General features: G+C 74.5%; 23 protein-coding genes and 1 pseudogene. 10 read left to right on the plus strand and 14 right to left on the minus strand.

All coding sequences use genetic code 11. The features are described 5' to 3' along the window. Positions 1-5: 5 nt before the first annotated feature. The gene (locus ABZ924_RS17960; protein ID WP_361910124.1) at positions 6-686 is read right to left on the minus strand and encodes a (2Fe-2S)-binding protein; all 681 of its coding nucleotides are present in this window, start codon (positions 684-686) and stop codon (positions 6-8) included. Positions 687-699: 13 nt separating this feature from the next. Next, positions 700-1,977, minus strand: a complete 1,278-nt coding sequence (locus tag ABZ924_RS17965; protein WP_361910127.1) for an MFS transporter — start codon at positions 1,975-1,977, stop codon at positions 700-702. 487 nt (positions 1,978-2,464) lie between these two features. On the opposite strand from ABZ924_RS17965, the gene ABZ924_RS17970 reads away from it, so the two are divergent. Beyond that, on the plus strand, positions 2,465-3,151 hold the full coding sequence (locus ABZ924_RS17970; RefSeq protein ID WP_361910129.1) for a GNAT family protein: 687 nt from the start codon (positions 2,465-2,467) through the stop codon (positions 3,149-3,151). 91 nt (positions 3,152-3,242) lie between these two features. On the opposite strand, the gene ABZ924_RS17975 is transcribed toward ABZ924_RS17970, so the two are convergent. From ABZ924_RS17975 to ABZ924_RS17985, 3 genes are all read right to left on the minus strand, one after another. Continuing rightward, complete coding sequence (locus tag ABZ924_RS17975; protein WP_361910132.1) at positions 3,243-4,271, minus strand: hypothetical protein; 1,029 nt, start codon at positions 4,269-4,271, stop codon at positions 3,243-3,245. A gap of 98 nt (positions 4,272-4,369) precedes the next feature. Continuing rightward, the gene (locus ABZ924_RS17980) at positions 4,370-5,668 is read right to left on the minus strand and encodes an MFS transporter (protein WP_361910135.1); all 1,299 of its coding nucleotides are present in this window, start codon (positions 5,666-5,668) and stop codon (positions 4,370-4,372) included. Positions 5,669-5,670: 2 nt separating this feature from the next. Beyond that, on the minus strand, positions 5,671-6,552 hold the full coding sequence (locus tag ABZ924_RS17985) for an alkaline phosphatase family protein (RefSeq protein ID WP_361910138.1): 882 nt from the start codon (positions 6,550-6,552) through the stop codon (positions 5,671-5,673). Positions 6,553-6,818: 266 nt separating this feature from the next. On the opposite strand from ABZ924_RS17985, the gene ABZ924_RS17990 reads away from it, so the two are divergent. Further along, on the plus strand, positions 6,819-8,045 hold the full coding sequence (locus tag ABZ924_RS17990) for an alpha/beta hydrolase-fold protein (RefSeq protein WP_361910141.1): 1,227 nt from the start codon (positions 6,819-6,821) through the stop codon (positions 8,043-8,045). On the opposite strand, the gene ABZ924_RS17995 is transcribed toward ABZ924_RS17990, so the two are convergent. After that, the gene (locus ABZ924_RS17995; protein WP_361910144.1) at positions 8,023-9,516 is read right to left on the minus strand and encodes a carboxylesterase family protein; all 1,494 of its coding nucleotides are present in this window, start codon (positions 9,514-9,516) and stop codon (positions 8,023-8,025) included. The two genes, ABZ924_RS17990 and ABZ924_RS17995, sit on opposite strands and share 23 nt — an antisense overlap. 151 nt (positions 9,517-9,667) lie before the next feature. Between ABZ924_RS17995 and ABZ924_RS18000 the strand changes: the two genes are divergently transcribed. Beyond that, positions 9,668-10,072, plus strand: a complete 405-nt coding sequence (locus ABZ924_RS18000) for a hypothetical protein (protein WP_361910147.1) — start codon at positions 9,668-9,670, stop codon at positions 10,070-10,072. An 80-nt stretch (positions 10,073-10,152) separates the two neighbouring features. Next, on the plus strand, positions 10,153-10,431 hold the full coding sequence (locus ABZ924_RS18005) for a chaplin (RefSeq protein ID WP_361910150.1): 279 nt from the start codon (positions 10,153-10,155) through the stop codon (positions 10,429-10,431). A 107-nt stretch (positions 10,432-10,538) separates the two neighbouring features. Here the strand turns inward: ABZ924_RS18005 and ABZ924_RS18010 are convergent, their stop codons facing one another. Continuing rightward, positions 10,539-11,402 (minus strand): tyrosinase family protein, encoded by an 864-nt coding sequence (locus ABZ924_RS18010; RefSeq protein WP_361910153.1) that lies wholly within the window; start codon positions 11,400-11,402, stop codon positions 10,539-10,541. 25 nt (positions 11,403-11,427) lie between these two features. Beyond that, positions 11,428-11,793, minus strand: coding sequence for a tyrosinase family oxidase copper chaperone (locus ABZ924_RS18015; RefSeq protein ID WP_361910155.1), 366 nt, complete (start codon positions 11,791-11,793; stop codon positions 11,428-11,430). 447 nt (positions 11,794-12,240) lie between these two features. Here ABZ924_RS18015 and ABZ924_RS18020 point away from each other — a divergent pair, with 447 nt between their 5' ends. Together ABZ924_RS18020 and ABZ924_RS18025 are read left to right on the plus strand one after the other, a co-directional pair. Next, positions 12,241-12,720 carry a hypothetical protein gene (locus ABZ924_RS18020; RefSeq protein ID WP_361910158.1) on the plus strand — a complete coding sequence of 160 codons (480 nt, stop codon included), beginning with the start codon at positions 12,241-12,243 and terminating at the stop codon, positions 12,718-12,720. A gap of 574 nt (positions 12,721-13,294) precedes the next feature. Beyond that, positions 13,295-13,501 (plus strand): hypothetical protein, encoded by a 207-nt coding sequence (locus ABZ924_RS18025; RefSeq protein ID WP_361910161.1) that lies wholly within the window; start codon positions 13,295-13,297, stop codon positions 13,499-13,501. A gap of 16 nt (positions 13,502-13,517) precedes the next feature. On the opposite strand, the gene ABZ924_RS18030 is transcribed toward ABZ924_RS18025, so the two are convergent. From ABZ924_RS18030 to ABZ924_RS18050, 5 genes are read right to left on the minus strand one after another with little or no spacing between them, the layout of a single operon-like run. Beyond that, positions 13,518-14,168 (minus strand): HAD family phosphatase, encoded by a 651-nt coding sequence (locus ABZ924_RS18030; RefSeq protein WP_361910164.1) that lies wholly within the window; start codon positions 14,166-14,168, stop codon positions 13,518-13,520. After that, the gene (locus ABZ924_RS18035; protein WP_361910167.1) at positions 14,165-15,322 is read right to left on the minus strand and encodes an ABC transporter ATP-binding protein; all 1,158 of its coding nucleotides are present in this window, start codon (positions 15,320-15,322) and stop codon (positions 14,165-14,167) included. The genes ABZ924_RS18030 and ABZ924_RS18035 overlap by 4 nt, the downstream gene beginning before the upstream one ends. A 5-nt stretch (positions 15,323-15,327) precedes the next feature. Then, a complete protein-coding gene (locus tag ABZ924_RS18040; protein ID WP_361910170.1) occupies positions 15,328-16,179 on the minus strand; it encodes an ABC transporter permease subunit in 852 nt (283 codons plus the stop codon). Next, positions 16,167-17,183 carry an ABC transporter permease subunit gene (locus ABZ924_RS18045; RefSeq protein ID WP_361910173.1) on the minus strand — a complete coding sequence of 339 codons (1,017 nt, stop codon included), beginning with the start codon at positions 17,181-17,183 and terminating at the stop codon, positions 16,167-16,169. The genes ABZ924_RS18040 and ABZ924_RS18045 overlap by 13 nt, the downstream gene beginning before the upstream one ends. Next, positions 17,183-18,310: an extracellular solute-binding protein gene (locus ABZ924_RS18050; protein ID WP_361910229.1), complete on the minus strand. Its 1,128-nt coding sequence runs from the start codon at positions 18,308-18,310 to the stop codon at positions 17,183-17,185. Before ABZ924_RS18050 ends, ABZ924_RS18045 begins: the two co-directional genes overlap by 1 nt. Before the next feature lie 273 nt (positions 18,311-18,583). Here ABZ924_RS18050 and ABZ924_RS18055 point away from each other — a divergent pair, with 273 nt between their 5' ends. Then, entirely contained in the window at positions 18,584-19,342 is a 759-nt protein-coding gene (locus ABZ924_RS18055; protein WP_361910176.1) for a GntR family transcriptional regulator, read from the plus strand. Here the strand turns inward: ABZ924_RS18055 and ABZ924_RS18060 are convergent, their stop codons facing one another. Next, a complete protein-coding gene (locus ABZ924_RS18060; protein ID WP_361910179.1) occupies positions 19,343-20,269 on the minus strand; it encodes a LysR family transcriptional regulator in 927 nt (308 codons plus the stop codon). It lies immediately after the preceding gene. On the opposite strand from ABZ924_RS18060, the pseudogene ABZ924_RS18065 reads away from it, so the two are divergent. From ABZ924_RS18065 to ABZ924_RS18075, 3 genes and pseudogenes are all read left to right on the plus strand, one after another. Continuing rightward, positions 20,252-20,359, plus strand: a pseudogene (locus tag ABZ924_RS18065) (DoxX family protein); the annotation flags it as partial. The gene ABZ924_RS18060 and the pseudogene ABZ924_RS18065 sit on opposite strands and share 18 nt — an antisense overlap. A gap of 135 nt (positions 20,360-20,494) precedes the next feature. After that, a complete protein-coding gene (locus ABZ924_RS18070) occupies positions 20,495-21,484 on the plus strand; it encodes a LysR family transcriptional regulator (protein ID WP_361910182.1) in 990 nt (329 codons plus the stop codon). Next, positions 21,481-23,232, plus strand: a complete 1,752-nt coding sequence (locus ABZ924_RS18075) for a hypothetical protein (protein WP_361910184.1) — start codon at positions 21,481-21,483, stop codon at positions 23,230-23,232. Before ABZ924_RS18070 ends, ABZ924_RS18075 begins: the two co-directional genes overlap by 4 nt. Positions 23,233-23,245: the final 13 nt, after the last annotated feature.

Genomic DNA, 23,245 nt, shown 5'->3' on the forward strand with positions numbered 1-23,245 from the left:
GCGTCCTACCGCGTGCGCAGCACGCAGTCCCCGCACAGCCCGCCGCCCGGCACCTTGTAGTACAGGCAGCAGCTGCGCCGGACGAAGGCCACCCCGAGCCCCTCCTCGTGGATGAACCGGCCCGTCCCGCCCAGCGCCCCGCCCTCGCCCAGCAGACCGGCCGCGAGCTCCACCGCCGCGCCGCCCGGCACCCGGTCGAGCAGCACGCGCAGCGCCCCGACCAGCCCGGAGGCCGCGTTGCCGCGCAGCACCTTCGGCGAGAGCCCGTAGCGCTCCCGCAGGGCCGCCCCGAGGCCGTCGAGGTTCCCGAGGACGCATCCGCCGAGCTCCGAGGCCGGCAGGGTCCCTTCACCGGGGTCGGGCAGCCACAGCTCCAGCGAGCCCGCCTCCGGCAACCGCCACCACACCCGCTCGGCCGACAGGTCCGGCACCCGGCCGGACAGGGCGGCGCAGCCCAGCCCGAGCGACCACAGCCGCGAGGCGATCCCGAACTGCGCGGTCGACGCCGCGACCCGGCCTGGGCCGCTGCCGATCCGCCGGCCGATCTCGCAGACGTACGGCCCGAGCAGCTCCCCGTACAGCTCGGCCAGCGGGCGGAAGCCCTCCCCCGGCGGCTCCTTGCCGTACGGCACGGTGAAGAACGGCCCCACCTGCGCCAGCCGGCCCAGTACGTCGTCCATGTCCATGCCGAGGATGATCTCAGGCGGAGGCCGCCCCTCCGACCGGCCCCGCCTGCTCGGCGGCCCGTACGCCGGCCCCCGTGGGCCGGGCGCCCCCGCGGCCCGGCTGCGCCCACCGGACCGCCGGGCCCATCGCGTACGAGGCGGCCAGCAGCACCGCGCCGAGCAGCAGCCAGCCGGGGATCCCCCACAGCAGGAGCAGCGAGGTCAGGACCGTCGGCCCCAGGGTCCGGGCCAGGGGCACCCCGGTGCCGAAGAAGCCCTGGTACTGGCCCATGTGCGCGGCGGGCGCCAGCGCGAAGCCGATCTGCCAGGACCCGGCGGACTGCCGCATCTCCGCATCCACCTGGAGCAGCGCGCCCGCCACGAGCAGGGCCGCGGCCGCCCAGCCCGCACCGGGCAGCGCCGAGAGGGCGAACACGACGCACGAGGCGGCCATGACCAGCCCGGAGATCCGCAGGGCCCGCCGCGCCCGGTCCAGGTCGGTCACCGGCCCGGCCATGCGCACCTGGAACAGCATCACGGCGCCGGTGTTGAGCACGAACAGCGCCGAGGCCAGCCAGCCGGGGGCGCTGGTCCGCTCCACGATCCACAGCGGGATCGCCAGGCTCAGCAGCGGCATCCGCAGCAGCAGGACCGCGTTCAGCAGGGTGACGAGCGCGTACGGCCTGTCCCGCAGCACCGCCAGCCGGGCCTCCCCCGCCGCCCGCCGCGGTACGGGGGCGACCGCGGGCAGCGACAGCAGGACGGCCGCGCAGACCAGGAAGCCCACCGCGTCCAGGGCGAGGGCGGCCCGGTAGGCCCCCTCGGTGCCGGCGCCCAGGGCGATCCCGCCGAGCGCCGCGCCGAGCGCGAGGCCCGCGTTCAGCACCGACTGCAGGTGGGCCAGGACCCCGGTGCGCTGCCCGGGGGCCACGAGCCCGGCGAGCAGGGCCTGCCGGGCGGCGGCCAGCCCGCACTGGGCGGTGGCGTAGGCGGTGACGGCGAGCAGGAAGGCCCCGTAGGAGCGGATCACCAGGAAGGAGGCGACGGAGGCGGCGGTGGCCAGCGCCAGCAGTACGGAGGTGCCGCGGGGGCCGCGCCGGTCGGCCAGGGCTCCGAGCGGCACGCCGGCGACCGACCCGACGGCCCAGGCGAGGGTCAGGCCGAGGCCGATCCGGGCGGGCGAGAGCCCGACCACGCCGGTGAAGTACAGGGCCGAGCACACGTAGTAGGCGCCGTCTCCGACGGAGTTCGTCAGCTGGGCCGCGGCCAGGCGGCGGGGCGCTCCGGGCGGGGGCAGGATGCGTGTCGTCACCCGCTCATCAGATCACTGGAATGGCCCATTCCAGGGGTCCAATCGCCCCTCGCGGGCATGGGCCACTTCGGGTCGCGGACCGGCCCGGACGGCGCCGCAGCCTCCCCGCGGAACCGGCCCTTCGGCGCCGCCCCGCCGGCGCCCGCGTGTTCGATGCTTAAGGCTCCCGGGTCCGACCACCGGATCGGCTGCGCGGCCGGCCGGCGGGGGCGTGTCCGGGCCCACGCGGGTCGGGCCGCATTGTCGCAGGTCAGAGGTGATCGCGAGGTAAACGGAAGCCGTCGGGACCGCCGTCCGGGGCCTCGTCGGAAAACATGGCCGCGGCGTTGCCATTCAGGGGGTTCAAGAGAGGACATTAAGGGGCTACATTGAGGCACTCGCGCTTCACCTGACAGCCCGTTGCCTTTCACCCGCGTTTTGCGCGGGGGGTGACCTCGGAAGCGCACACTGTGCAACCACCCCACCGCCCAGAAGGACCGAAGGCTCCGTGCCCGTACCCGTACTTCTCGCCGGCCGCTCCGTGCGGCTCGAGCCCCTCGCCCCGCACCACGTCGAGGCCTTGGCCACGGCCGGGGCCGAGGATCGTACGACTTACGCCTTCACCCCCGTACCCCATGGGGTGCAGGCGTCCCACGAGTACATCGAACGTGCCCTCGCCGACCAGGCGGCGGGTCGATCGCTCCCGTTCGCGGTGGTCAGAGCCGCGGACGGACTGGTTGTCGGTTCGACCCGGTTCCTGGAGCTGGACTACTGGCAGGGGCCTCTGGTGTGGCCCGCCGTGCCGGGCGTCCCCTTCGGCGATCCGGCGACGGCGATCCCCGATGCCGCCGAGATCGGCAATACCTGGCTGTCCCCGGGCGCCCAGGGCACCGGCATCAACACCGAGGCGAAGCTGCTCATGCTGCGCCATGCCTTCGAGACCTGGGGCGTGCGGCGGATCTCGCTGCGCGCGGACGCCCGCAACGTGCGCTCGCGGGCCGCGATGGAGCGGCTCGGGTTCACTCCCGAGGGGGTCCGCCGGGCCCATTCGCGGGGGCTGGACGGGGCCGTGCGCAGCACCGCCTTCTACTCGATCCTGGACGAGGAGTGGCCGGCGGTGCGGTCGATCATCGAGCTGCGGCTCTCGGCGCGGGCGCCGCGCAAGCGCCGACGCAAGACGCTCATCCCGGCGTAACGGTCCTGCGCAGGTCCGACGGAACGGTCCTGCGCAGGTCCGACGGAACGGGCTCACTCGGGCCCACGGCCCTCGGGCCGGCCCCGCGGCGTCAGCCGAGGAAGGCCGGGGCGAGGGCCGATGTCATCAGCCGCGCCGGCGCGCCGCTGCCGTCGGCCGGGACGGTGTACAGGTCCGCCCCGAAGTCCCCGGGCAGGGAGTAGACGACGTTCCGGTCGTCCGTCCACACCACCTGGTCGTCCACGCTGCGCTCCTCGGCGAGCGGGGTCTCCTGCAGGGAGGCCAGGTCCAGGGCGTACAGCCGCCAGGGGGCGTCGTCCGGCAGGCCCTGCACCCGCTTCTTGAACACCAGCCGGGTCCCGTCGGGCGACAGCGAGGGGCATTCGAGGTTCTCGCGCAGGGTGGTCACCGTGCGTTCGGCGAGGTCGCCCCGGACCAGGTGGGTGCGGCCGCCGGTGGCGAGCGTCGCGTAGAAGGTCCGCTCGTCCGAGGCGAAGGTCACACCCCAGAAGTTCACGTCGGCATTGCGGTAGGTCTTGCCGTCCTTGCGGATCGTGAAGTCCTCCAGCGAGCCCTCGAGCCGGCCGGTGCGCAGGTCGAGCAGCGAGGTGCGGGTGGAGAAGTTCGTCCCCGCATAGCTGTCCCCGCCGACGAAGACCGTCCAGGCGGCGAGGTGCCCGCCGGGCGAGACCCGGGCCCGGGTGGGGATGCCGGCCAGCGGGTAGGCGGCGGTCTCCTTCAGGCCGGCGTCGAGGACGACGGCGCGGTAGCCCTCCTGGACCCCGCCCTTGTCGGCCTGGAGGCAGATCCCGGTGCCGGCCGCGGAGTGGAAGCGCAGGCAGCTCACTCCGGAGGCGGTCCGGGGCCCGCCCGGTGCGTCCGCGGGGACGGTGGCGAGCTCGTCGCGATGCGGGCCCCAGGCCATGTTGCGGAAGACGATGCGCCGCCCGCCGTCACCCGGGGCGAGGGAGACCGTGCCGCGGCTGATCTGCGGGCCGCCGGCCTGCGGCTGGTTCTTCTCGTCGGCCCGGGAGGAGGCCCGTACGACGGCGAGCACTCCCACGGCGGCGAGCAGGACGACGGCGCAGACGAGGATCAGGATGCGGCGTTGGAGGGTCATGGGGGCCTTTCGGGGATGGGGGGAGCTTCGGACGTCGGGCCGCCCGGACGCTCGGACGCTCGGACGCCCGGACGCCGCGCGGCTCGGCGTCCGGCGTCTCAGGTGCCGGCGCCGGACGCGGCGTCTTCGGCGTCTTCGCCGTCCGCCGGGCGCAGCCGCAGGCAGAGGGCGACGACCACGGCCAGCAGGACTGCGGCGGTGGCGAGTGCGGGGCGGGCGCCCCATACGGTCCAGGCGGCGCCGAAGCCGAGGGAGGCGGCGAAGCGCGCGAGGGCCTGCCCGGTCTGGACGAGGGCGAGCCCGCCGCCCCGGTGCTCCTCGGGCACGGCTCCGGCGGCCGCGGCCATCAGGACGCCGTCGGTGGCGGCGTAGAAACCGCCGTGCAACAGGAGCACCGCGTACGGCAGAGCCAGGTGCCGGCCGCCGGCCAGGAGGAGTCCGTACGCGGCGAGCAGCGCGAGGTGGCCGCCGAGGAAGACCCGCCAGCGGCCGATCCGGTCGGCGAGCCGGCCGAGCGGCAGGGCGAGCAGGAAGAAGGCGGCGGCCGTGCCGAGCGGGAGCAGGGCGAACCAGCGGTCGGCGATCCCGGTGGCGCGCTGCAGCAGCAGGAAGACGAAGGCGTCGCTCACCGTGCACAGCCCGAGCAGCAGGGCGCACAGGGCGGTGCGGCGCAGGTCGCGCAGGCCCAGCAGGCCGAGGGCGGCCCGCAGCGAGACGGGTTCGGCGGCGGCGGAGGGCGCGGTGCGCCGGCCCGGGACGAACAGCACCAGGACGAGCACGCCGAGGGCGGCGACGCAGGCGCTGACGGTGAAGACGGCGTCGTACCCGTCGGCGGCGCCCCGCAGGATCAGGAAGGCCAGGAGCGGGCCGATCAGGGCGCCGGCGGTGTCCATGGCCCGGTGGACGCCGAAGGCCCGGCCGCGGTCCTGCGGGGTGGAGGCCAGCGAGATCAGCGCGTCGCGGGGGGCGGTGCGCAGGCCCTTGCCGGTGCGGTCGAGTGCGAGCACGGCGCCGATGGCGGGCAGGGTGTGCGCGAGCAGCAGCAGCGGTTTGCAGGCGGCGGAAAGGCCGTAGCCCAGGCCGGCGAGGGCCTTGTGGCGGCCGAAGCGGTCGCCGAGGTGGCCGCCGGTGAGCCGGACGAGGGCGCTGATGCCGTTGTAGAGCCCGTCGAGCAGGCCGAAGCCGAGCGGGGACAGGCCGAGGCCTGCGACGAGGTAGAGCGGGAGCACGGCCGTGACCATCTCGGAGGAGACGTCGGTGATGAGGCTGACCGTGCCGAGGGCGAGCACCGTGGGGGCGAGCGCGGCGCGCCGCCCCGGGCTGGTGCCCGGGGCGACGGCCGGCGGCTCGGGGGTCACGGCGGGCGCGGGGGTACCGCGACTGTCCGCAACGTACATGGTCAGGACGTCCAGATCCCCGTGATGTCCTTGGCGGTGGCGGCGTTCCCGGCGTGGGTGGTCAGACCGGCCAGGTCCTCCAGGGTCCGCAGCATGTCGTAGTGGTTGTAGGTGGTGGCCGACGTGCTGCCGGGGGTGACGGGCTGGCCGTACAGGACGGTCGGGATCTTGTTGCCGGAGAGGCGGTTGTCCTCGTCGAAGGTGACGACGAGGAGGCTGTTGTGGGTCTTGGCCCAGTCCGCGTAGGCCTTGAGGTTGTTCTTGAGCCAGGTGTCGCCGGTGCCGACGGAGCAGTCGTGCATGTCGTTGCACAGGTCCGGGACGACGAAGGACACCTTGGGCAGGGTCGTGAAGTCCGTCGGGAACTGGGCCATGGTCTTGGCCGAGCTCGTCGGCACGTTGGAGAACGCGAACCAGGGGTTGTGCTTGCGGGCGTACTTGCCGCTGCTGCACGTGGTGGAGCCCTGGCTCGGCAGGCCCTCGTTGTAGCTGCCCCAGGTCTTGCCGGCGGCGATGAGCTCGGAGGCGAGGTTGGGGGCGGAGCTGAAGCCGGGGGTGTAACAGCTGTCGTCGGTGCGGCCCTGGTTGGAGCCGGAGAAGAGCTGGAGGTAGTTCGGCTGGCTGGGGTGGGTGATGCCGAAGGACTGGGTGAGGTTGGCACCCCCCGCCTTCAGGGAGTTGATGTAGGGGGCGCTGGAGCTGCCGATGACCTGGCTGTAGGCGTGGTTCTCGAAGACCACGACGACGACGTGGTCGGGGGCGGGGAGTCCGGCCGCGTGGGCGGGCTGGGCATTGCCGAGGCCGGCCCACAGGGCGGTGCCGGCGGCGGTGAGGCCGAAGGCGGTGGCGAGGGCGGTCTTGCGGCGGGACCATGAAGAGGTCATGCCAAACACGGGGGTACCTCCGGGCAGGGGGAAACAGGTTCTGGGCGGCGGCGCGCAGGCACCATACGCCGGGCCATGTGCATGGGCCAGGGACGGCGGGCCAACACCTCGGGAACTCCGGTCGGCCTCCGGGTGTTCGGCAACGGCCACCCCCAGAGCTGGCCAAGAGGTGGAAAAGAGGGAACCGCGGACCGCGTAGGCTCATCCTTCAAACGGAAAAGAGACCACCCCCCGACGGGGCAGCACCAGCCGGAGAGCAACCGCACATGTCGTACTCACCCGACGGACAGCAACGCCAGGCGTACCGGCCCGAAGGGCAGTACCAGCAGCAGCCCTACGGCACCTCGTACGCGCAGCCGCACGACTCCCAGCAGCAGTACGAGCCCCCGTACGGGCCACCACAGCCCCGGTACGAAGGATTCGAGCCCGAGGACGAACCGCGCCGCCCCCGCCGCGGCAAGCGCTGGCTGATAGCCATCGTCTCCGTGCTGGCGCTCCTCGGCATAGCCGCCGGCGTGATGTGGCACTTCGAGATACCCCCCTTCACCGACAAGGGCAAGGACGTCTCCTTCGGCAAGCCCGCCGGCGGCAAGGCGGCCGAGGCCCCCAAGCAGAACCCGAACTCCAAGGCCCTGATGCCCACGGGCCCCGCGGCCGAGTTCAAGAACACGATGACCCTGAGCGACGGCACGCACGTGGCTGTCACCACGCTGGACGGCAAGAAGTCCGGCTTCAAGGGCAAGGTCTGGGTCTGGGCGCCCAAGGAGTACAACGACCCCAAGTTCGCCAAGAGCGGGTTCCCGGTCATGATCGCCCTGCCGGGCGGCGCCGGCTACCCCAGCAACTACTGGATGGGCACCGACCTGGGCCTGCAGACCAGCATCAGCAAGTGGTACGCGGAGGGCAAGAGCAAGCCCTTCCTCCTGGCGATGCCGGTGCTCAACCCGTCCGGTGACGAGAAGGGCATCTACTGGGACGGCTCCGACATCCCCAACCAGCCCAAGATGGGGACCTGGCTGACCGAGGACGTCCCGGACCTGATGAAGGCGAACTTCCGCACCATCAAGTCCCGTGACGGCTGGGCCTACATGGGCTCCTCCACCGGCGGCTTCGCGAGCCTGAAGGCCGTCCTGAAGCACCCGGACAAGTTCAAGGCCGCCATCTGCTCCGGCCCGGACGTCGTGCCCGACTCCTCGCTGTGGAAGGGCTTCGACAAGGAGAAGGCCGAGAACAACCCGGAGGTGCTGGCGAAGGCCCTCATCGACAAGAAGGGCCCGGACGTCTACCTCGCCTTCCAGGTCGGCGACAACGAGAGCAACAAGAAGACCCTGCCCGACGTGCAGAAGTGGATCGCCACCTACGGCAAGGGCCCGGTCCACACCAGCATGAGGGTCATCCCCGGCGGCCAGCACAACGCCAAGACCTACGTGCCCAACATGGGCGAGGGTCCGATCCAGTTCATCAGCAAGGTCATGGAAGGACCGGTGGAGTGACCTCCGCCTCCGCCTCCTGAGCACCAGCGCCAGCACCAGCACCAGCACCAGCACCAGCCGGCAGCGGCCCGCCGAACACCATCGGCGGGCCGTCGCCGTTCCAGGCGGGCCAGCCCGGGTCCCCGGCCACGGCGAAGCGCACCCACGCCGCGTGCATCCGGTCGGCGAGCTCCTGCGGGGCGTCCGGGCCGGCCAGCCACGCCGACTCCGGTACGGAGAGGGTGTCGAACACGAAGCCCAGCTCCAGGGCGTGGCAGGAGCCCAGGCCCGGCACTCCGGAAGGCCACGCGAACTCGTACACGAAGCTGGGGGCCGAGCGGCGGGCCCCGGCGAGCCGGCGCAGCGGGTCGCGCAGCAGCCGGTCGGTCAGCAGCTGGCCCGCGAGCTCCGCCGGGCCCGCGCCGGGCAGTGCGGCGCGCAGCGCCCGTAGCGCGGCCCGGTCCTTGCCGCTGCGGGCGCGGGCGAGCGCCACGGTGAGCGGGCCGAACCGGTCCAGCAGCCGCAGCGCGCCGCTGGGGGCGAGCCAGAGCCGGTACTCCTCGCTGGTCCAGCCCAGCAGCAGCGGCACGTCGTCGCGGGCGGCCGCCGCCTCCAGCGGGTCGGCGGGCAGCGTGTCCGGGTCGGCGACGAGGCCGAAGGCGGGCCCGCCGGCCAGCGGGCTCGAGCGGCGCAGCACGGCGCCCTGTGCGGCGAGCAGGTCCGGCAGGGGAACCTGCGCGAAGGCCCCGGCGGTCGCGGGCACCTTCAGCAGGGAGGCCATCCGCCGGACCACGGCGCGCACCCGCTCGCGGGGCAGCACCTCGGGGGCGCCGCTCTGCAGGGCGGCCTGCGCGAACAGGCCGGTGGCGCGGGGGGCGGCCAGCAGGGCGCCGGTGCTGATGGCGCCGGCGGACTCACCGAAGACCGTGACGCGGTCGGGGTCCCCGCCGAAGGCCTCGATGTTCTCCCGGACCCAGGCCAGGGCGGCGATCTGGTCGAGGAGGCCGCGGTTGGCGGGGGCGTCGGGGAAGAGCCCGTAGCCGAGGACCCCGAGGCGGTAGTTGGCCGAGACGAGCACGACGCCGTCGCGGGCGAAGGCGGAGCCGTCGTAGACGGGGACGGCCGAGGAGCCGCGGGTGAGGGCGCCGCCGTGCAGCCACACCATGACGGGCAGCCGGGCGCCGGGGGCGGGGGCCGGGGTCCACACGTTGAGGTTGAGGCAGTCCTCGCCGGGGACCTCCGGGTCGGGCAGCAGCGCGGCGAAGACCGGCGGGTAGGGCACCTTGGGCGCGGTGGGCCCGTAGGCGCCCGCGTCGCGCACGCCGTCCCAGGCGGCCGGGGGCTGCGGCGCGGCGAAGCGCAGCGCGCCGACGGGCGCGGCGGCGTACGGGATGCCCCGGAAGACGGCGGTCCCGCCCGGGCCGGTGCGGCCCTCGACCACCCCGTGTCCGGTCCTGACCCGGGTCCGGCCGCTGCCGCCCGCTGCGCTCATGGTGTCGTGCTCCCGCCGGTTGCCGGTGCGGCTGCGGGCCCGTGGGCCGTGTGTGCCGCGTGTGCCGCGTCGTCTCTGGGGGCACGGTCGCACAGCCCTGCGAGGGGTGACAAGGCGTGACCCGGTCCGGGCGGGTCCGGGTTGGACCGGCATGCGACCTCCCACGTACGACCTCCCCCGCCGGGCCCGCTCCCTCCTGCCGGCCGGTCCGGGCCCCCTGCTGTCCGTACCCCTGCTGTCCGTCCCCCTGCTCCTGCTCGCGGCCGCCGCCGGCACGGCGCAACCCGCCTCGGCGGCCGGTTCCGGGGCCGACTTCCAGTACGTCAACCAGCGCGACAAGGTCCAGGTGCTGAGCTCGCCGCGGGGCTGCGTGGAGGCCAGGGGCGGCGGCGCCCGGGGCGTGGCCAACCAGACCACCGGCACGGCGACCCTGTACCCGCAGCCGGGCTGCAAGGGCAGCCCGATCGCGGTCCTCCCGCCGGGCGGGGGCGGCCAGATCACGCCGCGTTTCGCCTCCGTGCGGTTCGACTTCACCACGACGGCCCAGCGGCCGTGACCCCTGGGCTCCCCCGGCGTTGTACGCCATGTCAAACGCCGCAGATCTTGCGGCGCCCCCCATCTCACGAGGAGATCTTGATGTTGCGTATCGCGAAGGCAGTCGCCGTCACCGCTGCCGCCGGTAGCGCTCTGGCCGCCGGTGCGGGTCTGGCCGTCGCCGATGCCGGAGCTACTGGTGCGGCCGTCGGCTCGCCCGGTGTCGTGTCGGGCAACGTCGTCCAGGTTCCGGTGCACATCCCGATCAACGTGTGCGGCAACACCGTGAACATCGTCGCGCTGCTGAACCCCGCGTTCGGCAACGTCTGCATCAACCAGTCGGGCGGCGACAAGCACCACACCGAGGGCTACGGCGACTGATCCGGCTCGCCTGAAGAGCCTGCTGACGCCCCGATGACGGGCTGAAGACGAAAGGCCCCCGCCGTCGGCGGGGGCCTTTCACACGACTGTCGACTGTCGACTGGCGCTCATTCGTAGCGGTACAGGCCCTGGTGGCCGAGCATCTCGCGCGGGGTGATGCCCCACGGCGGCATCGGCTCGTCCAGGGAGATCACCCGGTTGTGCTGGAGGTCGCCCAGGGGCAGCGGGGCGGCGGGCAGATAGCCGGAGCCGGGGTGCTGTCGCTGCCAGCGGTCCCACAGCAGGTCCACGAACGCGTGGTGCAGCCAGAACGCGGGGTCGTTGGGCGCGGCCCCGCCCGTCATGTGGCCGCCGATCCACTGGTGGACCTTGTTGTGGTTGCGCCAGCGCTCGCTCTTCGGCGCGGCCCAGCCCTCCAGCTTGTTGCGGAACCCGCCGTCGCGCGCCGTGGAGTTCCAGGGATCGGTGTCGTACACCGGGTCGTCCAGGGCCCACTGGAGCTCGGCCGCGGTGGGCAGCGCGACCGGGCTCTGCGGCCGGCCGAGGTTGCGGGTGAGGAAGCGGGCCTCCGAGAAGCCCACCGTGATCTCCCAGTTGCCCTCGCGGTGGGCGAAGGGCCCGGTCATCACCTGGCGGTCGCCCTCGCGGCCGGTGCCGCCGAGGAAGTCCTCCGCCCACAGGGAGGAGGCCGGGCTGTTGTCCGTGGTCCAGTCCCAGTACGGGACGCTCACGCCCGGGGCGACGTCCTGGAGCAGCCGTTCGAACTCCAGCAGGTAGCGGCGGTGCCAGGGGAAGAACGACGGCGACATGTGCCCGACGCGGAGCTTGGTGTCCTTGTCGGGCACGAAGTACTTGTCGTGCGTGCGCACCAGGTCGTCGTACGCGCCGGTGCGCTTGAGCTCCAGCACCGCTGCCGTGAACCGCCTCTTCTGGGCGCTGGTCAGGTTCCGCTGGTTCTGCCGGGTGTACAACGCGGGGCTCCTCCCGTTCCGTGCGTCAGCCGTGGTGCGGGGCGGCGAGTGCCAGCTGGGTGGTGCCGAGTTCGTCGACGGCGGCGCGGGCGAGTTCCAGCGGGGTGGCGAAGGACTGGAAGTGGTTGATGCCGCTCAGGTAGCTGCCGTCGGCGCGCTGCATCACGTGCAGCGGGCGGCCGTCGATGCGTACGCCGGCCGCGCTGACGGAGATGTGCCGGCCGCGGTAGGTCTCCTCGGCGAGGGGGGCCGGGGTGACGGTCTGGCGGGGGCGGCGGGCGCGGAGCACGGGTGCCAGGGCCGCGGCGGTGCCGGCGAGCACCGCCGCGGTGAAGGCCGTACGGAGGACCGCGCGGCGGGTCGGTGGTGCGCAGGCGGATGCGGCGTGCATACGTTCTCTCCCTCGCTCGGTGGTGGTGCGCTACGGGGTCTAACGCGGCGCGGCGGGTGAGGTCACCTCGGCGCGCCGGTCCGCCCCTGCCAGACCCCGACTCCGCCGACGTCTGTGACGAGAGGTCGGCAAAATCAGCCCCGTCGGCGACCGAGGCGCGGGGTCTGGGGCAGCGCCCCGGAAGCCCAGCCGACTCCGCCAGCACCTGAGCCGGGAGCTCGCCCAATCCGTCACCACCTCCCCCCCTTCGAAGCCGCGTCCGGCACATCCAGCCCCGCCGGCGATTGAGGCGCGGGTCCGGGCGGAGCCCGGTGCCCGGCGGAGCCGGGTTTCTCGGGGCTCCGCCCCAAACCCCGCGCCTCAAACGCCGGCGAGGCTGAAATCGCCCCCTCGGCCGGAGGGCGGGCCCCCTGGTTCGTTGTCCGAGGGGGTCCTCATACTGCTGCCATGAGAGGGACGGACAAGCCCCGCAGCAGCCCGCTGGTGCCCGACGCCGTCGTGGCCGAAATCGCCCGGCACGACTGGGATTCCATGGTGTGCGGATGCGGCCGCAGCGCAGGGCACCTGGTGGACACGCTGTGGAACGCGGCCGAGGGCCATCCGGCGGCCTACCGCGCGCTGAACGGGCACGCGTTCCAGGCAGGGGTGCTCAAGGAGCCCGCCCCGGCGGTGTGCGGGGTGCTGATGGCCGTGTGGACGGCGGGACCGCCCCGGCTGGCGACCCGGGAGGCCCTGCTGTGGGCCCTGGTCGCCCTGCTGGGCTCGGACGACGACGGGTCCGCGTACGAGGCCGGGCTGTACGGCCGGTGCGCGGCCTTCGTCCGCCGCGGCGCGGACTCGCTGCGGCGCGAGGCGGCGGCCCGGCCGGGCTCGGTATCGGCCGCGTACGTGGACGGAGTCCTGCGGCTCCTCGGCCTGGCCGTCTGAGGGATGCGACTCGCGCCCACCGGCGCGCACGCTGCCCGAGGCCGACGGGCGCGAGCTGATGGTGACCGTCCACCATCCGGCGGCGCCGCACGCGCCGGGCCGGCCGGCCCCGTACGCCGCGGAGGAGGAGGCGCGGCTGCTGCGCGGCGTCGGGGTCGGGGTCGGGGATCCGGCCTCGGTGCGCGAGGTGGCCCGGATGCCCACAGCGGGGTGGACGTGCGGCCCGCGCCGGGACGGCACCCGCCGGTGGTGCTGTCGCCGGGGTTCGGGGTGCCGCGGTTCACGCTCACGCACCTCGCCGAGGACCCGGCCTCGCGCGGTACCTCGTCGCCTCCGTCGACCACGCCTACGAGACCTCGGGCACCGCCCTCCCGGACGGCCGGATCCTCACCTGCACGGCGTGCAACGCGGCGGCCGTCGACCGCTCGCGGATCGGCATGGCCGGCCACTCGATCGGCGGGGCCGCCACGGCCTCCGCGATGCTCGCGGACCGCCGGATCTCCGCGGGGGTCGACAGGGACGGCCCGTTCTTGACGCCCTGCCCGCCGACGGGCTCGGCGGGCGGCCGTTCCTGATGCTCGGCACCGACGACGAGGTGCGCCGGCCCGGCGGGACCGACCGCACCCGGGACCGGACCTGGCCGGCGCCGGGCGGCTGGACGCGGTGGCTGACCGTGGCGGGGGCCGACCTCTTCAGCTTCTGCGACGCCCCGTGCTCCAGCGGCACTTCGGCCTGCCGGCCGGGGACATCCCGGCCGGAGGTCCGGTTCCAGGGCCCGTGAACCCGGCGGCGGCGGTTCAGCGCAGGCAGCCCCGCAGCCCGGCGAGGTCGACGTGTTCCAGGGAGGCAGCGAAGGACCGCGCCGGGGACGCGGCGACCTCCAGCAGGGACGGCACCACCAGGACCGCGCAGCCGGCGGCCTCGGCCGAGGCCGCGCCGTCCGGGGAGTCCTCGACGGCCACGCAGGCCCCCGGTGCGGCGCCGAGCCGCTCGGCGGCCGCCCGGTAGGGATCCGGGTGGGGCTTGGTGCGCGGGGTGTCGTCGGCGGAGAGGGTGAACGCGAACGGGACGTGGGCCAGCGCCCCGCCGGCCACGGTGTCCACGACCAGCCGGGGCGAGGCGCTGACCAGGGCGAAGGGGACGTCCTGAGCGGCCAGTTCGGCCAGCAGCCGGTCGGCGCCGGGCCGCAGCGGGGCGCCGGCGGCCACCCGCCGGAAGAACCGCTCGGTGAGCTCCTCGGCCACCCGGTGCGGGTCTCCCCCGCCCGAGACCCGCACCAGGTGGGCGGCGGTGTCGGCCACGGCCCGGCCGACGACCTCGGGGGCGTCCGCACCGCCCAGGGCGTGGCCGAGCCCGTCGGCGACCTCGGCGGTGGCCTGCCACCACAGGACCTCGGTGTCGACGAGGGTGCCGTCCATGTCGAACAGGACGGCGGCCAGGGCGCTCATCCGGCGCTCCGGGCCACGGCGAGCACGGGCCGCTCGACCAGGCCGACGGCGGCCCGCGCCCCCGGCACCAGGTCGGCGGCGTCCCGCGAGGGCACGTCGGCCTTGACGGGGGCGGCCGCCCCGGGCAGCTCGAGCCGGAGCCGGGTCACGGCGCCGAGGAAGGAGGCGGTGAGGACGGTGGCCGCGCCCTCCGGGTCGGCGGCTGCGGTGACGTTCTCGGGGCGCACCAGCACCTCCACCTCCCGCGTCCCCTGCGGGACGGGCCCGTCGACGGGCAGCCGGGCACCCGCGGCGGCCACCTCCACCAGGCCCGCGTCGGTGAGCCGGCCGGGCAGCCGGTTCATGGTGCCGACGAACTCGGCGACGAACGGCGTGGCGGGGCGCTCGTACAGCTCGGCCGGGGCCGCGCACTGCTCGAGCCGGCCGGCGCCGATGACGGCGACGCGGTCGGCCATCGACAGCGCCTCCTCCTGGTCGTGGGTGACGAACACGGTGGTGATGCCCAGGGAGAGCTGGAGCCGGCGGATCTCCTCGCGCAGGTTCGCCCGTACCTTGGCGTCGAGCGCCGACAGCGGCTCGTCGAGCAGCAGGACCCGCGGGCGCAGGGCCAGCGCACGGGCGAGGGCGACGCGCTGCTGCTGGCCGCCCGACATCTGGTGCGGGAAGCGGTCGCCGTGGTCGGGCAGGCCGACCAGGTCCAGGAGCTCGGCGGCGCGTTCGCGGCGCTGCGCGGCGCCGACGCCCCGTACGCGCAGGCCGAAGGCCACGTTGTCGCGGGCGTTGAGGTGGGGGAAGAGGCTGTACGACTGGAAGACCATCCCGATGTCGCGGCGGTTGGCGGGGACACGGGTGATGTCCTCGCCGTCGATCAGGACCTCGCCGGCGTCGGGCTGCTCGAAGCCGGCGAGGATGCGCAGGGCGGTGGTCTTGCCGCAGCCGGAGGGGCCGAGCAGGGCGAGGAGTTCGCCGGGTTCGACGGTCAGGTCGAGGCCGTCGAGGGCGGTGGTGGAGCCGAACGCCCGGTGCAGGCCGCGGAAGACGACCCGCGCGCCCGTGGCGGTGGCCGCGCCGTCCGTGCCGTTCGTGCCGTCCGCGAGGTCCTCGGGGTCCGCGGGGCCGCCGGGCTTCCGGGCCGCGGGAAGGGTGGTGGGCATGGGGGTCAGGACTCCTTGCGGGAGGTGGCGGGCGTACGGGGGGCGGCGGACACCGCGGAGGGGAAGGTCGCGGCCCGCGAGAGGACGAGCAGCAGCAGCCAGGTGACGAGGAGGCTGAGGATCGAGACGGCGACCGACATCCGGGCGTGTGCGCCGGAGATGGAGACGATCCACACGGCGAACGGCTGGAAGCCCAGCAGCGAAGCGATGGTGAACTCGCCGAGGACCAGGGCCAGCGTGAGGAAGGCGGCGCCGGCGAGGGAGGCCCGCAGATTGGGCAGCAGGACCCGCAGCACCACGTACGCCCAGCTCGCGCCGCAGCTGCGGGCGGCCTCGACCAGCGTGGGCACGTCGACGGCGCGCAGGCCGGCGTCGAGGGAGCGGTGGACGAAGGGCAGCGCCAGCACCGTGTAGGCGAGGACCAGCACGACGGGGAAGTCGGGGTTCTGGACGGCCAGGAAGGTCTGGTAGAGCGGGGTCCGCGACAGGTGCTCGGGGCCCCAGCGCAGCACGGTGGTGATCCCGGTCACCAGGGCGATGGGCGGGACGACCAGCGGCAGCGTGCACACCACCTCGACGACGGGCCGCAGGCGGGGCGCCCCGAGCCGTACGGCGATCAGCGCGGGCACGGTGAGCAGCAGGGACAGGGCGATGGTGGCGGCGGCGAGTCCGAGGGAGAGCAGCAGGCTCGGGGCGAACCCGTCGGCGGAGAGCAGCTGGGTGTACGCCCCGAAGTCGATGCCCTGGCCGGGCACGTGCACGGTGAAGACGAAGGACGCGAGGAGCGGGAGGAGGAAGTAGGCGGCCGCGGGTACGAGCACGGCGACGCGCCACGGGCGGGGTGTCATCGCAGCCATCGGGCGCTCCGTCGCTGGAGGGGCAGGTGGACCGCCATGACGAGGCCGGCGATCAGGATCATGTCGAGGCCGAGGGCGAGCGCCACGTTCTCCTGGCCGGTCAGCACGTTGCCGGACAGCGCGTCGGCGATCTTGAGCGTGACGAGGGGGACGGAGCCGCCGACGAGTGCGGCGGCCGTGGCGTGCGCGGCGAAGGCGGTCCCGAAGAGCAGCACGAAGCCGCCGAGGAGGGTGGGCGCGAGGACGGGCAGGCCGACGAGGCGCCAGTACTGCCAGGCCGTGGCCCCGTTGTTGCGGGCGGCCTCGCGCCACTGCGGGCGCAGCCCGTCCAGTGCGGGAACGGTGACGAGCACCATCAGCGGGATCAGGAAGTACAGGTAGACCACGGCGAGGCCGGTGAAGGAGTACAGGTTCCAGCCGAGGGCGGTGAGGTCGGCGAGCTGGGTGACCACGCCGGAGATGCCGACGGTGGCGATGAACGCGAACGCGAGGGGCACGCCGCCGAAGTTGGCGAGCACGCCCGAGGCGGTCAGCGTGGCGTTGCGCAGGGCCGTCGAGCGGGAGGTGACGACGGCCTGGGCGATCAGCACGCCGAGCACGGTGGCGATCAGCGCGGTGAGGGCCGAGAGCTGGACGCTGCCGAGGAGCGAGGTGAGGTACGGGCCCTGGAGGGAGCGCGCGAGGTGTTCGCCGGTGGGGCGGGTGGCGCCGTCGGCGGGGTCGGTGCGGGTGACCGCGCCGAAGGCGATGGCGCCGAGCGGGAGGCCGAAGCAGATCCCGGTGAAGGCGAGGAGCGGGAGGGCTGCGAGCCAGGTGCGCGGGCCGCGCCGGCGGCGCCGGCGGGCGGAGGCGGGGGCCGCGGCGGGGGCGGCGGAGGCGGGGGCGGCCGAGGGGGCGGCGGCGGAGGACGCCGCGGCGGAGGTGCCGGGTCCGCCGCCGGCGGCAGGGTCGGGCCTGCCGCCGGCGGTGTCCTCCGCGTGGGGGGTGAGGGCGGGGGTGGACATCAGGAGAGGGCCTTGTCCCACTTCTCGGCGAGGGTGGCCTTGGCCTTGTCCAGCTCCGGGGAGGCGGGGAAGGCCGGCGTGCCCGGGGTCTGCGGCAGCTTGGCGGCGGCGTCCTTGTCGGCGGTGCCGTCCTGCGTCATGGCGGGCAGCAGCACCGGCCGGGCGTGGCCCTTCAGCCACAGGTTCTGGCCCTCGGTGCTGTAGAGGAACTCCATCCACAGGCGGGCGGCCGCCGGGTGCGGGGCCTCCTTGTTGACGGCCTGCGAGTAGTACTGGGCGTAGACGCCGTCGGCGGGGACGGCGACCTTCCAGTCGACGCCCTTGTCCTTGAACTGCTCGGCGTAGCCGGCGTTGAGGTAGTCCCAGTCGATGGAGATGGGCGTCTCGCCCTTCTCGACGGTGGCCGGGGTGGACTCGACGGGGATGAAGTTGCCGCTCTTGCGCAACTGCCCGAAGAAGTCGATGCCGGGCTGGATGTCGGCGAAGGAGCCCTTGTTGGCGAGGGCTGCCGCGTAGACGCCGCCGAAGGCCGAGCCGGACTTGGTGGGGTTGCCGTTGAGGGCGACCTTGCCCTTGTACTCCGGCTTGAGCAGGTCGGCGAAGGTCTGCGGGCAGGTGGTGATCTTCGTCGCGTCGCAGCCGATCGAGATGTAGCCGCCGTAGTCGTTGTACCAGCGGCCGTCGGCGTCCTTCTGGGCGGCGGGGATCTTGTCCCAGGCGGTGACCTTGTACGGGGCGAACAGGTTCTCGCCGGCGCCGCTGCGCGCGAAGGCGATGCCGAGGTCGAGGACGTCGGGGGCGCGGTCCTGGCCCTTGCGGGACTTCACGGCGGCGATCTCGTCGGAGCTGGTGGCGTCCGGGTTCTCGCTGTTGACCTTGATCTTGTACTTGGCCTCGAACGCCTTGATGACCTCGCCGTAGTTCGCCCAGTCCGGCGGCAGCGCGATGACGTTGAGCTTGCCCTCCTTCTGCGCGGCCGCGACGAGGGCGTCCATGCCGCCGAAGTCGGCGACGGAGACGGCGGCGCCCGGCCGGGCCGCGGCCTTGCCGCCGGCCGGGGCCCCGGCCGACTGGTCGGGGGCGGCGCCGCACGCGCCCAGCGTGGTGAGGACGGCGGCGCCGAGCAGGGCGGTGGCGCCGCGGCGGGCGGCGGCGGAGGAACGGAGCACGGTCTCTCCCGGAGACGTTCGGCGGATTCAGCGGTCTACTTGTCTGAACAAGTGGCTCCAGTTCGCCCGGTCTCACTGTACGGACGGTGAACGGCGGCTTGACCGCGGGGCACGGCTCGACGAAGACCGGAGAATGACCGAAAGAAGCCGTGACAAACGGACCGGAGATGATCTTCTGGACCGGGTCCCGCCTAGGCTGGCGGTGCACACCGACGGCAAGGGGGACACGGCATGGGCACGGCCCGCTATCTCGAGATCGCCGAGGCGCTGCGCTCGGCGATCCTGTCCGGCGCGTACGAGGTGGGGGCCCAACTGCCCTCCGAGAGCGACCTCGCCGCCCGCTGGTCCGCCTCGCGCGGCACGGTCCGCCAGGCGGTCGCCACCCTCGCCGCCGAGGGCCTGATCGGCTCGCGGCAGGGGGCCCGCAGGATCGTCCTGCGCCACGAGCGGCGGCACAGCTTCGGCGAGTTGAACAGTTTCGCCCAGTGGGCCGAGGGCATCGGACACGAGGTGACCAGCCGCTTCCTGGCCCGCACCCGCAGGCCGGCCACCCCGGAGGAGGCGGAGCGGCTCGCCCTGCCCGCCGGCACCGAGGTCCTCGCGGTGCTGCGGCTGCGACTGCTCGACGGAGAGCCCACGATGGTGGAGCGGACGGCGTACGCGGACTGGGTCGCGGCGGCGGTCGAGGCCCTGCCGGAGGACTGCCGCTCGGTCATGGACAGCCTCGCGCACGGCTCCGGGATCGTCGCCCACTACGGCGAGCACCTCATCGACGCCCTGCCGGCCGGGAGCGAGGACGCCCGGCTGCTGGAGATCCGGCGCGGCAGCCCGCTGCTGCGCCAGCGGCATGTATCGGCCACCGCCACCGGGCGGCCGATCGAGTGGACCGACGACCGCTACCGGGCCGGCAGCGTCACCTTCAGTGTGAGCAACTCGGCAGTAGCAACACCGTTGGAGCGCCGAGCCGGGGATGCCGTACCGCCCGGGTGATCAGGTGGTGGTGGTCACTTCCGGCAACGGTGTGTCCAGGCAGCAGTGGACGAAGTCCTGCACGACGGGGTTGCCGTCGTCGGTGACGGCCCAGGCGACACCCACCTCACTGGGGCTCACGCCGCTGACGGGGCGGTAGGCGATGCCGGGCCGCGCGTAGAAGCGAGCGGCGGATGCCGGGGCGAGGGCGATACCGTAGCCGTTGGCCATGGCGCTGAGCCAGTCGTCCGGCTGGTCCGTGACGGCGCCGATGCGGACCGGGTGGCCGCCGCGTTCATCGGTGGCCAGCCATTGGTCTCGCCACCGGCCCGTTTCGGGCGGAGCGGCCACGAACGGCTCATCCCACAGGTCGCGGAACGGGATCACGTCGCGTGCTGCGAGAGCGTGCCCCTCGGGGAGGGCGACCCAGCGGGGCTCGGTGAAGAGTACCGCCGTCCGCAGGGAGTCCTGGCCGGGGAAGGGCAGCCGCACCAGGGCGACGTCGACGTCTCCGCCGACGAGCCCGGCGCTCGGATTCGACCAGGTGGCCTGCCGCATGTCCACCCGCCAGCCCGGCCGACGCCGGGAGAACTCCGCGATGATGCGCGGCGTCGCCTCGTTGGCGGCACTGGCGATGAAGCCGACCCGCAGCAAGCGGGCTGCCCGGCCGGCGGTGCCCTTGGTCTCCCGCAGCGCCCGGGCCCAGTCGGCCAGCAGCGCGGGCACCCGCTCTGCCAGGGTCGAGCCCGGTTCCGTGAGGGTCATGCCGGTGCGGGACCGCGTGAACAGTCGCACTCCGAGCTGGGTCTCCAGTTGCTTGATCTGTTTCGTGAGCGCCGGCTGGGAAACGAACAGTCGTTCCGCTGCGCGGCTGAGGGTTCCCTCCTCCGCCACAGCAATGAAGTAGCGCAGCAGTCGAGTGTCCTCATCGGTGCCGTCGCCGCACACATCCGTGCTCGCGTGTACTACAACATCGCTTTTCCCGGCGGCTGCCTGGCTCTGGCGGCAGCGTCTCTCGTCCTCGCCGTCACGCGATGAAGCGGCTCTATGTCGGCTGGTTCGCCGTTCGTTGGCGGCACCCCTACGGGGAAGGGCTGACGGGTCGGGCCGCCGCTGCCGCTGTATCGTCCCAATGGAACGGGCCGCTTGTTGAACGGGTGTCAAGGGATACTGATGATCGATGTGCAGCGGCTGCGCGTACTGCGGGCCGTGGCCGAGCACGGCAGCTTCAACAAGGCCGCCGGGGCGCTGCTGCTGACCCCCTCGGCCGTCTCCCAGCACATCGCCGCGCTGGAGCGGAGCCTCGGCCATCCGGTGGCCGAGCGCAGCACCCGCGGGGTCACGCTGACCGAGGCGGGGCGGCTGCTGGTGGATGCGGCCGAGACGATCGCGGCCGAGCTGGACCAGGTCCGCAGCGCGATCGACCGGCTGTCGGCCGGACGGCCGCGGCTGACGCTGGCCACGTTCACGAGCGGGGGCCGGCACCTGCTGCCGTCGGCGCTGCCGCGGTTCGTGGCCGAACGGCCCGAGGTCGAGCTCACCGTGCTGGAGGCCGAGCCGGAGGCCGCCGTCGCGCTGGTGCGCAGCGGCGGCGCGGACCTGGCCCTGGCCTACCACTTCGACGGCCCGCCGCCGGTGCGGGCCGGGCTGGACTGGACGCCGCTGATGGACGATCCGCTGTGGCTGGTGCTGCCGCAGGGCCATCCCCTCGCGGGCCGCGCCTGCCTCGACCCGGCCGAACTGGGCGGTGCCCGCTGGGTCCTGGGCTGCCTGAAGACCGAGGCGTTCCTGCGGCGGTACGCGGCCCTGGCCGGCTTCGAGCTGCAGGTGGCGGCCTCCACCACCGACTACTTCTTCGCCCAGACGCTGGTGGCGGCGGGCGTGGGCGTTTCGCTGGTCCCGCAGATCTCGCTGGCCGTGCCCGCCTCCTGCACGGCGGTACGGGTGGCCCCGCCACGCCCGGCCCGCCACCTCGGCCTGATCACCCCCCGCCGCCGCACCCCGCACCCGTACGCCGAAGCCCTGGCGAAGGCGCTGCGCGCCGCCGCGGCCCCGGACCCCGAAGCCGGGCCGGACGCACCGCCCGCCGCCGCCACGCCGCAGGCACCGCGCACGACCGCGGCCACGCGACCCCGGCCCGCCGGGACGGGGGCCGCGGCATGACCCGTCACCTCCTCCCCGGCCTGGCGGCCAACCCGGCCCTCCCGCCCGCGCTCCTCACCCGCCTCGTCATCCTTGCCGCCACGGCGCCGCAGAGCCCGGACCCGAACGCCGACCCCGACGCGGAATGGGAAGTGGCTCTCGCGCTCGCCGGTCGGGCGGATCTACGGGCCGAGCAGATACGCGCCCTCGCGGCACTGGACGCTTGCGTCGCGGAGGAGTTGGCGCGCGAGGGCCACCAGGTCCTCGACGTGGATCCACTGGCCCGACCATCCGTGGCCCTGGCCCTCCTCGACAGCCCAGCGCCACCCACGTTTGAGGCACCCGAGCCCGAGGGCGCAGCCCCCGCCATTCCAGCCCCGCCGGCGTTTGAGGCGCGGGGGTTCGGGGGCGGAGCCCCCGCAGCGGCGGCGCAGACGAACGCGCCGGGCGAAGCCGCTGCCCCTCGGCGGGAGCCGGGCGGCCGGGCCGGGCGGTGGGCCCGGGCCCTGGCCGCGCACCCGGATCCCGACGTGCGGCGGCGGCTCGCCTCCTGCCCCGACCTGCCCCCCGCGGCATCGGCGGCCCTCGCCGCCGACCCGGACCCCGAGGTGGTGGCCGAACTCGCGCTCTGGACCACCGACCCGGCAACGGCCGCCCGGCTCGCCGCACACCCGCACGCCGAGGTCCGCAGGTCCGCCGCGGGCAACCCAACGACACCCCCCGCCGCCCTGGCCGCGCTGATCACCGGCGAAGGGCTCGCCCCGCCGCGCTCCTGCCTGGTCTGCGACCGCGAGCCGGTCCCTTTCACGCACCCGCCGGACTGCCCGCGCACGGACTGCGACCTGCTTCCCGATGCCGCCTGCAGCGGGGCGCACGAGTCCACCGCGCACGACATCCTCCAGCAGGCCGCCCGGAACCCCGCCACCCCGCCCGCGGCCGCCGCCGGCCTGGCGGGGCACCCCTCCGCCCTCGTCCGCTGGGCGCTCGCCGAGCGGGCCGACCTCCCGCAGGAGCTCTACGCCGGCCTCGCCGCGGACCCCGTCCCGGGGACCCGGTGGGAGGTGGCGGGGAACCCCGGGATCGGCGAGCCGCTGATCCGGGCCCTCGCCGCCGACCCCGCCTCCACGACCGAGGCCCTGCGCCGGCTGGCCCACCACCCGCGGCTGCCGCTCGACCTGCTGCCCGGGCTCGCCTCGGCGACCCGGATCGGGTCGGTGCTGCTGCCGAGGATCGCCGCCGCCACCGCGGCCGAGCTCGCGGAGCTCGCCTCCTCCCCGCACGCCCGCGTCCGCATGCTCGTGGCCGAACGGCACGACCTGCCCGACGGCTTGCGCGATGTGCTCGCCGCGGACCCGGATGCGAAGGTGGTCAAGGCGGTCGCCCCGCACCCCGGGCTGTCCGAGGAGCAGCTGCGCGCCATGGTCGCGCTGCACGGCGTACAGGTGCTGGCGCGGGTGGCGGCGAACCCGGACGCCCCGGCAGGGCTGTTGGAGGAGCTGGCCCGGCACGATCCGCCCGTACGGCGGGCCCTGCGCAAGGTCGCGGTGCACCCGCATGCGCCGGCCGGAGCGCTCCTGGTGTGCCTGCAGGACGAGCGGGCCCGGTGCGACGCCGCCGCCCACCCGGCCCTGCCCCCGTCGGTGCTCGTCGTGCTGCTCGCCGACACCGACCTCGCGGTGGCGCGGGCGGCGGCGGCCAACCCGTCGCTGCCGCCGCGGGTGATGGAGGAGCTGGTCGACGGCCGTGCGCCGGCCGCGGGCCCGCGCTGAGCGGAACGGCCGA

It is taken from the genome of Streptomyces sp. NPDC046876, assembly GCF_040645035.1.
Taxonomy (GTDB): Bacteria; Actinomycetota; Actinomycetes; order Streptomycetales; family Streptomycetaceae; genus Streptomyces.